Source organism: Blastococcus sp. TF02A-35, from assembly GCF_004571075.1.
Classification (GTDB): Bacteria; Actinomycetota; Actinomycetes; order Mycobacteriales; family Geodermatophilaceae; genus Blastococcus.
In genome coordinates this window covers 1-13,689 of record NZ_SPQP01000028.1, presented here as the reverse complement: position 1 = coordinate 13,689, position 13,689 = coordinate 1, and the positions used below count along the sequence as shown (strand labels likewise).

Genomic DNA, 13,689 nt, shown 5'->3' with positions numbered 1-13,689 from the left:
ATGGAGAAATTCGTCCAACTGGTCGTCGACGGCCTGTCCACCGGGTCGGTCTACGCCGCGCTGGCGCTGGCGATCGTGCTCGTCCACTCGGCGACCGGTCTGATCAACTTCGCGCAGGGCGGCATGGCCGTGCTGGCCGCCTACGTCGCCTGGGTGCTGACGAACCAGGGCGTGCCGCTCGTCCTCGCCATCCTCGCGTCGATCCTCTTCTCGTTCCTGCTCGGTGCCGTGCTCGAGCGGTTCCTGATGCGGCGGTTCGAGCGCGGTGACCCCGACACCGCCGTCGTCGTCACGATCGGCCTGCTGACCCTGGTCACCGGCATCGCCGGCTGGCTGTGGGGCTACAACAACCAGCAGTTCCCGTCGCTGTTCCCGCTGGACACGGTGTCGGTCCTGGGCGTCTCGGTCAGCGTCCGCTCGATCGGGACCACGGTGGTGATCGTCGTGGCGATGGTCGCGGTGCAGGCGCTGTTCGTCGGCACGAAGCTCGGGCTGGCGTTGCGGGCCGTCGCGATCAACCCCCAGTCGGCGGCGTACTCCGGGCTCCCGGTCGAACGCCTCCTGATGGTCGGCTGGGGCATCGCCGCGGTCCTCGGCGCCGTGGCCGGAGCGCTCGTCGCGCCGCAGCTCACGCTGACGCCGGGCATGCTCGACAACGCCCTCGTGTACGCGCTGGCCGCCGTCATCCTCGGCGGGCTCACCAGCCCGGTCGGCGTCGTCGTCGCGGCCTGGCTGATCGGCGTCCTCGAGAACCTGGCCGCCGTCTACGTCGGCTTCATCGGCTTCGACCTGAAGGTCGCGGTGCCGTTCATCCTCATCTTCGTCGTGCTCATCGTCCGACCCCAGGGCCTGTTCGGCCGGAAGACCGTGGTGCGTGTGTGATGGCCTCCTCCTCGAAGACGTCCGCACCGGCGGCGTCCGCCCCGACGTCGTCCGCCGCCCCGTCGTCGGCCTCCTCGTTCCGGCAGCGGCCCTGGGTGCGCTGGGGGGCCCCGCTGCTGCTCCTGGCCGGGCTCGCCGTCCTGCCGCTCGTCGGCACGGAGTCCTTCAACGACACGCTCGCCCGCATCGGCGTCTTCGCCGTCGCGGTGCTCGGGCTCAACGTGGTGATGGGCTACACCGGGCAGGTCTCGCTGGGCCAGATCTTCTTCCTCGGCCTCGGCGCCTACGTCACCGCCTACGGCGTCCAGAGCGGCTGGAACATCGTCCTGGTCTTCGTGCTCACCTGTCTCATCCCCGCCGTCGCAGGGCTGCTCGTGGCACTGGCCGCCGCACGCCTGGGCGGGCTGGCGATCGCGATGGTCACCATCGCGCTGCCCATCGTCGGTGTGCCGCTGGCCAAGCGGCTGAGCGACTTCACCGGCGGCTCGCAGGGCATGTCCGCTCGCTTCGTCGAGGCACCGGAGGGCAGCGGGCTCTACGACGACCAGTGGCAGCTCTACCTCGTGCTGGTCATCGGCGGGATCGTGTTCCTGCTGACGTACTTCCTCGTCCGCGGCAAGTACGGCCGGGCCTTCGCGATCGTCAAGGGCAACGAGAACGTGGCGTCGTCCATGGGCATCTCGCCCTACCGCTACAAGGTGCTCGCCTTCACCATCGCGTCGCTCATCGGCGGCGTGAGCGGCTTCCTGTACATGGTCGTCGTCCAGTACACGTCGCCGGAGACCATGAGCTTCGGGCACTCGATCGAGCTGCTCGTCGCGATGGTGATCGGCGGCGCCGGCAGCATCGTGGGATCGATCCTCGGCGGCGTGTTCTACGTGGTCGTCCCCGACATCACGAACGCCATCGACCCCAGCCTGACGGCGCTGCTGCAGGGCGCGCTGCTCCTGGCCGTGCTGTTCGTCCTCCCCGGCGGCCTCGTGTCGCTGCCCCGCGCCGTGATGCGCGGGCTGCGGCGCTCTCCCGCCGGCCGCGGCTCCGCCGCACCCCCGACCACTCCGTCATCGACCCCCGGGTCGGGCACCGCGGCGGAGCCAACCGAGACAGAGAGGCAAGGTTCCGCATGAACAGGCACTTCGGATCGCGTCAGGCGATCGGCATCGCCGCGGTGTCGGCGCTCGCGCTGACGCTCACCGCGTGCGGCGGTGGCGCGGACAGCGGTCGCAGCGGCGACGCCGCGGAGGGGGCTCCCAGCCCCGGCATCACCGATGACTCGGTCACCCTCGGCATCACCACCCCGCTCAGCGGTGCCACCGCGGGCCCGGGCACCTGCACGGTCGCCGGCGTCACCGCGTACTTCGGCATGAAGAACGCCGAGGGCGGCATCGAGTTCGGCGACGGGAAGACCCGCACCGTCGAGATCGAGGCGCTGGACGACACCTACGACCCGCAGCAGGCGGCGGCGAACTACGACTCGCTCAAGGGCGACGTCTTCGCGATGACCGCGGGCCTGGGCACGCCGACCAACCGCGCCTGGCGGGAGGCGGCGATCGCCGACGAGGTCCCGCAGGCGCTGATCATGACCGGCGACCCGATCTTCAGCGACACCGACGAGAGCCCCTGGCAGCTCGGCTTCGTGCCGATCTACCAGAACGAGGGCGAGGCCTTCGGCGAGCTGCTGGCCGGCTCCAGCGCGGAGCACAAGGTCGCGATCCTGTCGCAGAACGACGACTTCGGCGAGGGCTACGTCGAGGGCTTCAAGTCGGCCATCGAGGGCGCGGACAACATCGAGGTCGTCCAGGAGCTCACCTACGAGGCGACCGACACGTCGGTCGACGCGCAGATCACCGAGCTCGCCAACAGCGGCGCCGACGTCATCTTCAACGCGATGTCGGTGACCCCGCTGACGATCTCGGCGCTGCAGAAGGCGCAGCAGCTGAACTGGAAGCCGAACTGGTTCCTGCCGTCGAACACGTCTAGCCCCACCGCCATCCTCGAGCCCGGCGGCGGCGCGGCGTTCCCCGGCGTCTACTCGGTCTCGTTCGCCAAGGCGCCGCAGAGCCCCGCGTTCGCCCAGGACGAGGACGTGCAGACCTACCTCTCCGCGCTCAAGGAGTACGGCAACTACCCGGACCCGCCGGCGTTCCCGCACTGCCAGTGGAGCTGGATGGTCGGCGCGACCCTGGAGCAGGCCTTCACGGAGATGGAGGAGCCGACCCGGGACAGCTTCATGGAGGCGCTGCGCTCCATCGAGGGCTTCGAGGCGCCGCTCATGCTGCCCGACACGTCGGTGACCACCACCGAGGCCGGTCAGCCCGCGGTCTCGACCGTGGTCGTCCAGAAGTACAACGGCAGGGGCTACGACACGGTCGAGTCCTTCGAGTGATCCCCGCGTGGCCGTGCGCAGCAGGTCCGGGGCCGAACCCGCAGGTGAGGCCGCTGGGCGGGCCCCGGGCCCGTCGACGAGGATGGTCCGCAGTGGCCGGTACCCGTCGGTGCCGGAATCCCCATGGATTGTCGGCAGGATTGTTGGCAATCGCTGGGTGGTGGGCTAGCGTGCGGCCATGGGTTCCCCCGATCAGCAGACGGCGGAGCGGGTCCTGCGGCAGGCCATCTCCCGCGGTGACATGCCGCCGGGATACCGCCTGGTGGAGGCGGAGATGGTGGCGCTGATCGGCGTCAGCCGCAGCGCGGTCCGGCTGGCGATCGACGCGCTGGTCGCCGAGGGCCTCGTCGAGCGGATCCGCAACAAGGGCGCCCGCGTGCGGGTCGTCTCCACCGAGGAGGCGATCGCCATCACCGAGTGCCGCGTCCCGCTCGAGGGCCTGCTCGCCCGCAAGGCCGCCGAGCGGATCACCGACGCCGAGGCCGAGCGGCTGCAGGCCCACCTGGGCACGATGACCGCCGCCGTCGACTCCGGTGACCTGCAGAAGTACTCCGAGCTCATCCGCCAGCTCTACGCCCTGGTCGCCGACGCAGCCCGCCACCCCATCGCGGCGGACCTGGTCGGCCGGCTGCAGGCCCAGCTGGTGCGCCACCAGTTCCAGCTCTCGCTGCGGCCCGGCCGCCCCCGCGTGAGCCTCGGCGGGCTCACCGACCTGGTCCGCGCGATCGTCGACCGCGACCCGGAGCGGGCCGAGGCCGCCGCCAGCGACCACCTCCGCGGCGTCATCACCGCGTTGTCCGAGCCCAGCCCCTCCGGAGGAGCAGCATGAGGAACGTCGTCGTCACCGACCCGCCGCGCGCCGACCCGGCGGACGCCGCCCGGCTCGGCGAGCTCGGCGTCGCCACCGTGCACGAGGCCCTCGGCCGCGTCGGCTACCTCGGCCCCGAGCTCCGCCCCGCCTGGCCGGGCGCCCGCATCGGCGGCACCGCGGTCACGGTGCTGTGCTGGCCCGGCGACAACCTGATGATCCACGTGGCCGTGGAGCAGTGCCGCCCCGGCGACGTGCTGGTCGTGGCCACCAACTCGCCCTCCACCGACGGGCTGTTCGGCGAGCTGTTCGCCACCGCGCTGGCCCACCGGGGCGTGCGCGGCGTGGTCCTGGGCTGCGGTGTCCGCGACGTGCGCGAGCTCCAGGAGATGGGCTTCCCGGCCTGGTCGCGCGCCGTCAGCGCGCAGGGGTCGGTCAAGGCCACCGCCGGCGCCGTGAACGTGCCGATCGTGCTCGGCGGCCAGACCGTCCGGCCCGGAGACGTGGTCCTGGCCGACGACGACGGCGTGATGGTCGTGCCGCGCGAGGACGTGCAGCGGGCGCTGACGGCCGGCCAGGCGCGGATCGACAAGGAGGCCGCCAGCCGCGCGGCCTTCGAGCAGGGCGAGCTGGGCCTGGACCGCTACGGGCTGCGCGAGCGGCTGCCGGCCTTCGGCATCGAGTACGTCTCCTACGAGGACCTCGCCGGGGAGCGGTGATGGACTACGAGGCCACCGGCGTCCGCTGCACGATGCTGCGCGGCGGCACCTCGCGCGGGCTGTTCTTCGAGGCCGCCGACCTGCCGGCCGACCCGGCCGAGCGGGACGACCTCCTCCTGCGGCTCATGGGCACGCCCGACCCGCGGCAGATCGACGGGCTCGGCGGGTCCACCACGCTCACCAGCAAGGTCGCGGTCGTCTCGCCGTCCAACGACCCCGACGTCGACGTGGACTACCTGTTCCTGCAGCTCGGCGTGGACGAGGCGACGGTCAGCGACCGGCAGAACTGCGGGAACATGCTGTCGGGCATCGGCCCGTTCGCCGTCGAGCGCGGGCTGGTCCCGGCGCAGGACGGCGAGACCAGCGTGCGCATCCGCATGGTCAACTCCGACAGCGTCGCCGTCGCCACCTTCCCGACGCCGGGCGGCCGGGTCGAGTACCGCGGGGACGTGGCGATCGCCGGCGTCCCGGGCACCGCGGCGCCCATCGTGCTCGCCTTCACCGACACCGAGGGCTCGACGACCGGTGCGCTGCTCCCGACCGGCAACGTCCGGGACACCGTCGAGGGCATCGAGGTGACCTGCGTCGACAACGGCATGCCGGTCGTGCTGGTCCTCGCCGAGGCCTTCGGCCTCACCGGTGCCGAGCCGCACGAGGAGCTGGCCGCCGACGCCGAGCTGCTGGAGCGGGTCGACGCCTTCCGCCGCAAGGCCGCCGAGCTGATGGGCATGGGCGACGTCTCCGCCGCCTCGGTGCCCAAGACCGTCCTGCTGTCCGCCCCGCGCGACGGCGGCCAGGTGTGCACCCGCTCCTTCATCCCGGTGCAGCCGCACAGCTCCATCGGCGTGCTCGGCGCGGTCAGCGTCGTCACCGGGATGCTGCTGCCCGGCGCCGTCGGGCACGAGCTCACCGCCGCCTGGCCGTCCGACACCTCGCGGGTCGACGTCGAGCACCCGACCGGCCACCTGGTGGTCGACGTCGTCGTCGACGGCTCGGTCACCCCGCCGCGGGTCGTCCGCTCCGGCGTCGTGCGGACCGCCCGCAAGCTGTTCGACGGCACCGCCTACCCCCGCGCCTGAACCGCCGCCCCGACCGGAGGAGACCCCCGTGCCACCCCTGCACGACATCGCGCACCTCGCCCACGTCGAGCTGCTGACCGACAAGCCCGACGAGTGCCTGGACTTCTACGTGCGCTACCTCGGCATGACCGAGAACGGCCGCGACGGCGACTCGGTCTTCCTGCGTGCGTGGGACGACTACGAGAACGCCACGATCAAGCTCACCGCCGCGCCCCGGCCCGGCGTCGGCCGGACCAACTTCCGCGCCAGCACGCCCGAGGCGCTGCAGCGCCGGGTCGCCGCGATCGAGGCCACCGGGCTGGGCAAGGGATGGCAGGACGGCGACCCCGGCTACGGCCCGGTCTACGTCTTCACCGACCCCGACGGCCACGAGATGGGCGTCTACCACGAGACCGACTGGTACCGGCCCGAGGGGGACCTGAAGCCGGCGCTGAAGAACCAGGCGCAGGCCTACCCGGGCCGGGGCGTGAGCGTGCGCCGGATCGACCACATCAACTACCTGGGGGTCGACCCCGTGGCCAACCGCGACTTCGCCGTCGACGTGCTCGGCGGGATGGTCACCGAGCAGATCGTGCTCGACGACGGCGTGGCCGGCAGCTGGACGACCTTCACGAACAAGGGCTACGACGCGGTCTGGACGCGGGACAACACCGGCACCTCCGGCCGGCTGCACCACCTGTCCTTCGCCGTCGACAGCCGCGACGACGTCATCCGGGCGGCGGACCTGGCGCTGGAGCACGGCATCCACATCGAGACCGGCCCGCACAAGCACACGATCCAGCAGAGCTTCTTCCTCTACGTCTGGGACCCGGCCGGCAACCGCATCGAGCTGGACAACCCGGGTGCCCGCCTCGTGCTCGCGCCGGACTGGAAGACCATCGACTGGAACGCCGCGGAGCGGGCGAAGGGCCAGGCCTGGGGGCTGCAGACGATCTCCACGTTCCACACCCACGGCACGCCGCCGGTCGAGCAGCCGGGCTCGGCCGGGTGAGCGCCCGGATCGCCCTCCTCGGGCTGGGCGAGGCGGGCTCGGAGATCGCCGCGGACCTGGTCGCCGCCGGCGCCGACGTCCGCGGCTACGACCCCAAGGGGGTCGTCGTCGACGGCGTGGACCCGCGGGCCAGCGAGGCCGAGGCGGTGGCCGACGCCGACGTCGTGCTCAGCGTGAACAGCTCGCACGACGCGCTGACCGCGCTGACCAACGCCCTGCCCGGGCTGCGGCCCGGGACGGTCTGGGCCGAGCTGAACACCGCCTCGCCCGGTGTGAAGGTGGCCGTCGCCGAGGCGGCGGGGGAGGGGGTCGACGTCGTCGACGTCGCCCTCATGGCGCCGGTCCCCGGCAAGGGGCTGCGCACGCCGATGCTCGTCTCGGGCCCGGCCGCCCAGCGGTACGCCGAGGTCATGTCCCCCCTGGGCGCCCAGGTCACGGTGCAGCCCGGCCCCGTCGGGGAGGCGATCTCGCGCAAGCTGCTGCGCAGCGTCTTCTACAAGGGGCTGGCCGCCGCCGTGGTCGAGGCCATGGCCGCGGGCGAGGCCGCCGGCTGCGCGGACTGGCTGCGCGGCAACATCAGCGACGAGCTCGCCGGCTTCGACGACCGCACCATCGACCGGCTGGTCGAGGGGACCCACCGGCACGCCCGCCGGCGGGCCGACGAGATGGCCGCGGCCACCGAGCAGCTGACCGAGCTGGGGGTGGCCCCCCGGGTGGCGGCCGCCGCCCGCGACCTGCTCGCCGAGCTGCGCGACGCCCAGGAGGGGACGACGTGATCATCGACTGCCACGGCCACTACACCACCGCCCCGGCGGCGCACACCGCCTGGCGCGAGGAGCAGGTGAAGGCCTGGGAGGCGGGGACCACGCCACCGGCCTACCCGACGATCAGCGACGACGAGATCCGGGAGACCATCGAGGGCAGCCAGCTGCGTCTGATGGACGAGCGCGGCATCGACGTCACGCTGTTCTCCCCGCGCGCCTCGACCATGGCCCACCACGTCGGCGACGAGTCGGTCAGCCTGGAGTGGGCCCGCCGCAGCAACGACTTGGTCCACCGGGTGACCACGCTGTACCCGGACCGGTTCATCGGGGTCTGCCAGCTGCCGCAGTCTCCCGGGGCGCCGATCGAGGGGTCGGTCGCCGAGCTGCGCCGCTGCGTGGAGGAGCTGGGCTTCGTCGGCTGCAACCTCAACCCCGACCCCAGCGGCGGGCACTGGACCTCGCCGTCGCTGACCGACCGCAGCTGGTACCCGTTCTACGAGGCGATGGTCGAGCTCGACGTGCCGGCCATGGTGCACGTCTCGGGCTCGGCGACCCCGTTCTTCCACGCCACGGGCGCCTACTACATCAGCGCGGACACGACGGCGTTCATGCAGCTGGTCCAGGGGAACCTGTTCGGCGACCTGCCGGAGCTGCGGCTGGTCATCCCGCACGGCGGGGGAGCGGTGCCCTACCACTGGGGCCGCTACCGGGGCCTGGCCGACATGCTCGGGCAGCCGCCGGTGGAGTCCAACGTCATGGGCAACGTCTTCTTCGACACCTGCGTCTACCACCAGCCGGGCATCGACCTCCTGCTGGACGTCGTCGACACCCCCAACATCCTGTTCGGCTCGGAGATGGTGGGCGCCGTGCGCGGCATCGACGAGCGGACCGGGCACCACTACGACGACACCCGCCGCTACATCGACGCCGCGTTCGAGGCCGGGCGCCTGGACGAGCGCGCCCGCGCGGACGTGTTCGAGCACAACGTGCAGCGGGTCTACCCGCGGCTGGCGACCCGGCTCGGGTGACCCGGGTGCCCGGGGCGGCTCAGATCGTCTCGGGCACCCGCAGGTGGGCGATGGCCACCTCGAACTCTTCGGTGCCCACGGCCCGGATGCCCATGGTGGGGGCGAAGTCCTCCCGGAACTCCCGGGCGCCCTCGGCTGCCGCGGCGAGGTCCTCGGCGGTGTCGTAGGAGACCGAGGCGACGGTGAGCCCCTCCTCGCGCCGCACCATGACGCTGAGCCCGCAGAAGCCGGGCAGGTCCTCCAGTTTCGGCATCAGCGAGAGGCGGACGGCGTCGACGGCGCGGTCGACCGACGCGGGGTCGGTGCGCAGCCAGGTCACGCGGGCCGCCGCGGCGGGGTGCGGCTCGTGCACCCGGTGCATGGCGGCCACCTCCCACTCCTGCAGCTCCGGCGTGCCGCCGAGCGTCGAGACCGTGTGCTGGGCCAGCGCCCGGACGCCGTCCTCGCTCGCGCGCAGCGCGGCCTCGTCGGCCCACGACGTCGTGACGATGCAGTGGCCCGAGGTCCGGTCGGCGAGCATGGACAGCCCCACGCAGCCCTCCATCGCGCGCACCTGCGGCATGACCTCGTCGCGCACGTAGGCGATGCCGGCGTCGACCGACGCCCGGTCGCCGTGGATGGTCGTCGAGCGGGCGAGCATGCGGGCCATGGGTCCTCCGGGTGCGGCGTCGTCGGTGCCCCGGGCAGGGCGGTGCGGCACAGCCTGCGCGCCGGCCGGTCCGGCGGCAAGGGCGGTGAGCGGGGACGGGCGGAGAGGGGACGGCTGCCCCTGGCGGGCCGCTACGGACGCCTCGGTGCGGCCTACGTCGATTGTCGCGGGCGGGGCGGCAGCACCAGCCGTCCACGAGACGTCATCTGCGGCATCCGTCACACTCGATCGCTGCATACGTTTCGGACGGACGCCGGCGAGCGACCCGGTCCGGCGCCTCGGCGGAGCGACACACGGCGACCTCTGGAGGAGACACGATGACGCGGCTCGCGGGCGCACAGCACGGTGTCCTGGTGCTCTCCTGCCAGGACGCCGCCGGGATCGTGCACGCGGTGTCGGGGTTCCTGATGCAGCAGCACTGCACGATCCTGGAGAGCCACCAGTTCGACAGCCCGACCAGCGGCATGTTCTACATGCGCGTCGAGTTCGCCGACCTCGACGGCGGCCCGCTGGACTTCCCGGCCCTCTGCGCGGCCTTCGAGGACACCGCCCAGGAGTTCGGCATGAACTGGCGCCTGGCCGACGCCGCCGAGCGCCAGCGCGTGCTGATCATGGTCAGCAAGTACGCGCACTGCCTCAACGACCTGCTGTTCCGCAACTCGATCGGGGAGCTCAACCTCGACGTCGTCGCCGTGGTCTCCAACCACCCGGACCTGCAGAACATCGCCGACTTCTACGGCGTCCCGTTCCGCCACATCCCGGTCACCCGCGAGACCAAGGCCGAGGCGGAGGCGGCGCTGCTGGACATCGTCCGCGAGGAGGGTGTGCAGCTGGTGGTCCTCGCCCGCTACATGCAGATCCTCAGCGACGACCTGTGCCGGCACCTCGAGGGCCGGGCGATCAACATCCACCACTCGATGCTGCCGAGCTTCAAGGGCGCGCGGCCCTACCACCAGGCGCACGCGCGGGGCGTGAAGTTCATCGGTGCCACCGCCCACTACGTGACGGCCGACCTCGACGAGGGGCCGATCATCGAGCAGGAGATGCTCCGCGTCGACCACGCCCTGGACCCCGAGGCGCTCGCCGCGCGGGGCCGGGAGGCGGAGACCCGGGCGCTGGCGCACGCCGTGCGCTGGCACACCGAGAACCGCGTGGTCATCCACGGCAGCCGGACCGTCGTCTTCGAGTGAGGCCCGGCGGGGCGTCAGCCCTCGCGGGGCCGCCGGCGCGGGAGGCGCAGCCCCCGGCCCCGGCCGGCAGCGGCCGGCGGGACGGTGCCCCGGGCGGCCTCGGCGCGCAGCCCGGCCAGCCGGTCCTCGAGCGCCTCGACCTCGGTGAGCAGCGCGGCGCGACGGGCCGCCGCCTCGTCGTCGAGGCGTGACCGCTCGGCGGCGGCCTCCTCGTCGGCGCGGCGCCGCTGCTCGCGGCCGGTGTGCAGCAGCCGGACGACCTCGTCGCGCGCCTGGAGGTGCGCGGCCAGGGCCTGCTCGGCGGCCTGCTGCCGGAGCAGGTCGGCGTCCTCCTCGGCGACCCGTGCGGTGAGCCGCGCCCCGGTGAGGTGGCGCTCGGCCTCCGCGCGGAGCTCCGCGCCGGCCTGCTCGGCGTCGGCGAGGACCTGCCGGGCGTCGGCGACCAGGGTGGCGGCCTCGGCCGCTGCCGCGGCGAGCCGGCGCGACGCCTCGTCCTCCGCGGCGGCCAGCGCCCGGGCGGCCTCGGCCGACAGGCGGGCGGCGGCCTCGGCGGCCGCGGCCCGCTCGGCCTCGGCGTCGGCACGGATGCCGTCGGCCTCGTCGGCGGCGACGGCGAGCAGCGTCCCGATCCGCTCGGAGGTCCCGAGCAGCTCGCGCCCGCCGCTGGAGTGGTCCAGCAGCCGGCGCGCGTCGTCCAGGGCGGCCACGGTGTTCAGGTGCCGCACCATGAGGTGCTCGTGCTCCCGCTCGGCGGTGGCCAGCTCCTCCTCGGCCCACCGCACGTAGGTGTCGACCTCGAACCGGTCGTAGCCGGCGAGCGCCCGGCGGAACATCGGGGCGGACTGCAGCACGGTGCCCAGGTCGCCGGAGACCTTCGGCGTCTCGTGGAGGGGGCCGGGCACCGGCCCGTCCACCGCCGGGACGTCCGTGTCCCGGGCCGTCGTTCGGGTGCTCATCCGTGTCTCCCCGCGCAGTCCCGTCCAAGGAAAGGGGGACGCTACGGCGGCCGGCCGGCCGGTGCCGCCGCTCCGCCGGGCCCCCTCACCCGGAAGGGGCGGGTGCGGGCGGCGTGGTCCGTGGGGAGCCTGACCCGACCGGGTGAGGTGCCCTCCGACGGCGTTTCGGGGGCATCCGTCGCGCGCATCCTGGCCCGGTGGAACAGGTTCCGACCCCGCCGCAGCCGGGCGGCATGACGGTCTCCCCGCTGTTCGAGTGGGAGACCGTCGCCGTCGTGGTGGCGCTGGTGGCCGTGGTCGCGCTCCTCGTCGCGGTGGCCCTCGTCGCCGGCATCGGCCGGGGGAGCCGCCGGGACTGGGAGGCCTGGCTGGCCTCCCGGGCGCCGCACGGCGAGGACCGGCCCTAGCCGCGGCTCACCCCGCCGGTACGGCCTCCACCGGCTCCGCCGCCTGCGCACGTCCGCGGTCGCGCGGCATGAGCAGCACGGCGGCGAGCATGGCCACGGCGAGCACCGCGGTCGCCACGAAGACCAGGTGGACCGCCGCGGTGAGCGCGGTGGGGGAGACCCCGGCGCTCTCCGCGGCCGCGCCACCGAGGCGCGCGTTGACCAGCGCCCCGAAGACGGCGACGCCGACCGCACTGCCCGCCGAGCGGAAGAACATGTTGGCCCCGGTGACCACGCCCCGCTCCTGCCACCGGGCCGCCGACTGCGCGGCGATGAGGGTGGGTGCCGCCGTGAACCCCATGCCCAGGCCGATCACGAAGGACGTCGCCCCCACCTGGAGCACGCTCGAGGAGCCGTCGAGCAGCAGGAGCAGCCCGGCGCCGAGCACGACGACGACGCCGCCGAGCAGCGCGGTGGACCGGATGCCGATCCGCAGGTAGACCCGGCCGGACAGGGACGCCGAGATCGGCCAGCCCAGCGTGAGGGCGGCCAGGGCGAAGCCGGCCACGAGCGGGCCGGTGCCCAGCACCTCCTGCACGAAGGTCGGCACGTAGGAGGTCAGCCCGAGCAGGATCGCCCCGACGCACGCGGCCACCAGGTTGGTGGCCACCAGCAGCCGGCGCCGCAGCAGGTGCAGCGGGACGACCGGGTCGGCCGCCCGGCGCTCGACGAGCACGAACACCGCCAGCAGCACGACCCCGGAGGCGAGGACGGCGATGCTCGGCGCCGACGCCCACGCCCACGCCTGCCCGCCCTCGAGCAGCCCGAGGATGAGCAGCGTCAGGCCGGTCGTGAGGACCGTCGCGCCGGCGTAGTCGATGCGGGGCCGGCGGCGGTCGACGCGCTCGTGGAACCGCAGGCCGATCATGGCGGCGGCGACCAGGCACAGCGGGATGTTGACGAAGAAGATCCAGCGCCAGCTGACGTACTCGGAGAAGACCCCGCCGAGGGTGGGGCCGACGACCGAGGAGATCGCCCAGACGCTGGCGATGTACCCCTGGACCTTGGCCCGCTCCTCCAGGGAGTAGAGGTCGCCGACGATCGTCATGGACATGGGCTGGACCGCGCCGGCCCCCAGCCCCTGGATCGCGCGGAACGCGATGAGCGCGCCCATGTTCCAGGCCAGGCCGCACAGCACCGAGCCGAGCAGGAACAGCCCGATGCCGAAGAGCATCACCGGCTTGCGGCCGAAGACGTCGGCGAGCTTGCCGTAGACGGGGACGGTGACCGCCTGGGCGAGCAGGTAGACGGAGAACAGCCACGGGAACTCCGCGAAGCCGCCCAGGCTGTCCACGATCGAGGGCACCGCGGTGGCGATGATCGTGGAGTCGATCGCCACGAGCCCGGTGGAGAGCATGACGCCGATGAGCACCGGGCCCCGCTCGGACCGGAAGCCGACACCCGCCGCTGCACCCTCACCGGAACTCACCGCACGAGGTTAGAACGGCTAAGGACACCCGTGCCGAGGGGAGGTGGTCCCCGGGTGGTGACCTGCGGCCCTGTCCGGCGGCGCGCGGACGGGCCAGGCTGGCGGCACGCGGCGAGGAGAGGAGTCGCCATGACCGTCACCAGCGGTGCGCCGCAGCCTGCCCGGGGGTCCCACCGGTGGGACCCGGTCGAGATGACCGAGGCGGAGAAGCTCGCCGCCCAGCGCGAGGCGCAGCACGACCTCGCGGCCCGCGGGCGCCGGCCGGCGCAGGAGAACCTCCAGCACTACCTGGCGCACGAGCGGCTCGCGCACGGCCCGGCGGTGCGGCGCGCCACCGCCGCACGGCCCGCGCCCGCTCCGCC

The 13,689-nt window shown here is 73.4% G+C and carries 15 protein-coding genes; 12 read left to right on the top strand and 3 right to left on the bottom strand.

Translation table 11 applies throughout. The features are described from left to right. The 9 genes from E4P43_RS13710 to E4P43_RS13670 all read left to right on the top strand — a co-directional run bounded on the left by E4P43_RS13710 (nucleotide 1) and on the right by E4P43_RS13670 (nucleotide 8,657). Nucleotides 1–882, top strand: coding sequence for a branched-chain amino acid ABC transporter permease (locus E4P43_RS13710; protein WP_135146020.1), 882 nt, complete (start codon nucleotides 1–3; stop codon nucleotides 880–882). Continuing rightward, nucleotides 882–2,009 (top strand): branched-chain amino acid ABC transporter permease, encoded by a 1,128-nt coding sequence (locus E4P43_RS13705; RefSeq protein WP_135146019.1) that lies wholly within the window; start codon nucleotides 882–884, stop codon nucleotides 2,007–2,009. The genes E4P43_RS13710 and E4P43_RS13705 overlap by 1 nt, the downstream gene beginning before the upstream one ends. After that, complete coding sequence (locus E4P43_RS13700) at nucleotides 2,006–3,268, top strand: ABC transporter substrate-binding protein (protein ID WP_135146018.1); 1,263 nt, start codon at nucleotides 2,006–2,008, stop codon at nucleotides 3,266–3,268. The genes E4P43_RS13705 and E4P43_RS13700 overlap by 4 nt, the downstream gene beginning before the upstream one ends. Nucleotides 3,269–3,446: 178 nt before the next feature. Further along, nucleotides 3,447–4,097 (top strand): GntR family transcriptional regulator, encoded by a 651-nt coding sequence (locus E4P43_RS13695; RefSeq protein WP_135146017.1) that lies wholly within the window; start codon nucleotides 3,447–3,449, stop codon nucleotides 4,095–4,097. Continuing rightward, nucleotides 4,094–4,795, top strand: a complete 702-nt coding sequence (locus E4P43_RS13690; RefSeq protein ID WP_135146016.1) for a 4-carboxy-4-hydroxy-2-oxoadipate aldolase/oxaloacetate decarboxylase — start codon at nucleotides 4,094–4,096, stop codon at nucleotides 4,793–4,795. The genes E4P43_RS13695 and E4P43_RS13690 overlap by 4 nt, the downstream gene beginning before the upstream one ends. Further along, entirely contained in the window at nucleotides 4,795–5,874 is a 1,080-nt protein-coding gene (locus tag E4P43_RS13685) for a 4-oxalomesaconate tautomerase (RefSeq protein ID WP_135146015.1), read from the top strand. Before E4P43_RS13690 ends, E4P43_RS13685 begins: the two co-directional genes overlap by 1 nt. A gap of 28 nt (nucleotides 5,875–5,902) precedes the next feature. Then, the gene (locus tag E4P43_RS13680) at nucleotides 5,903–6,865 is read left to right on the top strand and encodes a VOC family protein (protein ID WP_135146014.1); all 963 of its coding nucleotides are present in this window, start codon (nucleotides 5,903–5,905) and stop codon (nucleotides 6,863–6,865) included. Continuing rightward, nucleotides 6,862–7,641, top strand: coding sequence for an NAD(P)-dependent oxidoreductase (locus E4P43_RS13675; protein ID WP_135146013.1), 780 nt, complete (start codon nucleotides 6,862–6,864; stop codon nucleotides 7,639–7,641). Before E4P43_RS13680 ends, E4P43_RS13675 begins: the two co-directional genes overlap by 4 nt. Further along, on the top strand, nucleotides 7,638–8,657 hold the full coding sequence (locus tag E4P43_RS13670; protein ID WP_135146012.1) for an amidohydrolase family protein: 1,020 nt from the start codon (nucleotides 7,638–7,640) through the stop codon (nucleotides 8,655–8,657). The genes E4P43_RS13675 and E4P43_RS13670 overlap by 4 nt, the downstream gene beginning before the upstream one ends. Nucleotides 8,658–8,676: 19 nt before the next feature. On the opposite strand, the gene E4P43_RS13665 is transcribed toward E4P43_RS13670, so the two are convergent. After that, on the bottom strand, nucleotides 8,677–9,306 hold the full coding sequence (locus E4P43_RS13665; RefSeq protein WP_245159127.1) for a hypothetical protein: 630 nt from the start codon (nucleotides 9,304–9,306) through the stop codon (nucleotides 8,677–8,679). A gap of 317 nt (nucleotides 9,307–9,623) precedes the next feature. On the opposite strand from E4P43_RS13665, the gene purU reads away from it, so the two are divergent. Then, complete coding sequence (gene purU / locus E4P43_RS13660) at nucleotides 9,624–10,496, top strand: formyltetrahydrofolate deformylase (protein ID WP_135146011.1); 873 nt, start codon at nucleotides 9,624–9,626, stop codon at nucleotides 10,494–10,496. Between the two features lie 14 nt (nucleotides 10,497–10,510). Here purU and E4P43_RS13655 read toward each other — a convergent pair whose 3' ends face one another. After that, complete coding sequence (locus E4P43_RS13655; RefSeq protein WP_135146010.1) at nucleotides 10,511–11,452, bottom strand: hypothetical protein; 942 nt, start codon at nucleotides 11,450–11,452, stop codon at nucleotides 10,511–10,513. Between the two features lie 197 nt (nucleotides 11,453–11,649). On the opposite strand from E4P43_RS13655, the gene E4P43_RS13650 reads away from it, so the two are divergent. Further along, nucleotides 11,650–11,859 carry a hypothetical protein gene (locus tag E4P43_RS13650; RefSeq protein ID WP_135146009.1) on the top strand — a complete coding sequence of 70 codons (210 nt, stop codon included), beginning with the start codon at nucleotides 11,650–11,652 and terminating at the stop codon, nucleotides 11,857–11,859. Nucleotides 11,860–11,866: 7 nt separating this feature from the next. Here E4P43_RS13650 and E4P43_RS13645 read toward each other — a convergent pair whose 3' ends face one another. Next, on the bottom strand, nucleotides 11,867–13,327 hold the full coding sequence (locus E4P43_RS13645) for an MDR family MFS transporter (RefSeq protein WP_245159126.1): 1,461 nt from the start codon (nucleotides 13,325–13,327) through the stop codon (nucleotides 11,867–11,869). 129 nt (nucleotides 13,328–13,456) lie between these two features. Here E4P43_RS13645 and E4P43_RS13640 point away from each other — a divergent pair. After that, nucleotides 13,457–13,689, top strand: a 233-nt coding sequence (locus E4P43_RS13640) for a hypothetical protein (RefSeq protein WP_135146008.1), incomplete at its 3' end; no start/stop codon positions are given.

Bases quoted from the DNA above. Each gene is read 5' to 3' on its own strand.
- E4P43_RS13710 (WP_135146020.1), top strand. From the start codon at position 1: ATGGAGAAATTCGTCCAACTGGTCGTCGACGGCCTGTCCACCGGGTCG.
- E4P43_RS13705 (WP_135146019.1), top strand. From the start codon at position 882: ATGGCCTCCTCCTCGAAGACGTCCGCACCGGCGGCGTCCGCCCCGACG.
- E4P43_RS13700 (WP_135146018.1), top strand. From the start codon at position 2,006: ATGAACAGGCACTTCGGATCGCGTCAGGCGATCGGCATCGCCGCGGTG.
- E4P43_RS13695 (WP_135146017.1), top strand. From the start codon at position 3,447: ATGGGTTCCCCCGATCAGCAGACGGCGGAGCGGGTCCTGCGGCAGGCC.
- E4P43_RS13690 (WP_135146016.1), top strand. From the start codon at position 4,094: ATGAGGAACGTCGTCGTCACCGACCCGCCGCGCGCCGACCCGGCGGAC.
- E4P43_RS13685 (WP_135146015.1), top strand. From the start codon at position 4,795: ATGGACTACGAGGCCACCGGCGTCCGCTGCACGATGCTGCGCGGCGGC.
- E4P43_RS13665 (WP_245159127.1), bottom strand. From the start codon at position 9,306: ATGGCCCGCATGCTCGCCCGCTCGACGACCATCCACGGCGACCGGGCG.
- purU (WP_135146011.1), top strand. From the start codon at position 9,624: ATGACGCGGCTCGCGGGCGCACAGCACGGTGTCCTGGTGCTCTCCTGC.
- E4P43_RS13655 (WP_135146010.1), bottom strand. From the start codon at position 11,452: ATGAGCACCCGAACGACGGCCCGGGACACGGACGTCCCGGCGGTGGAC.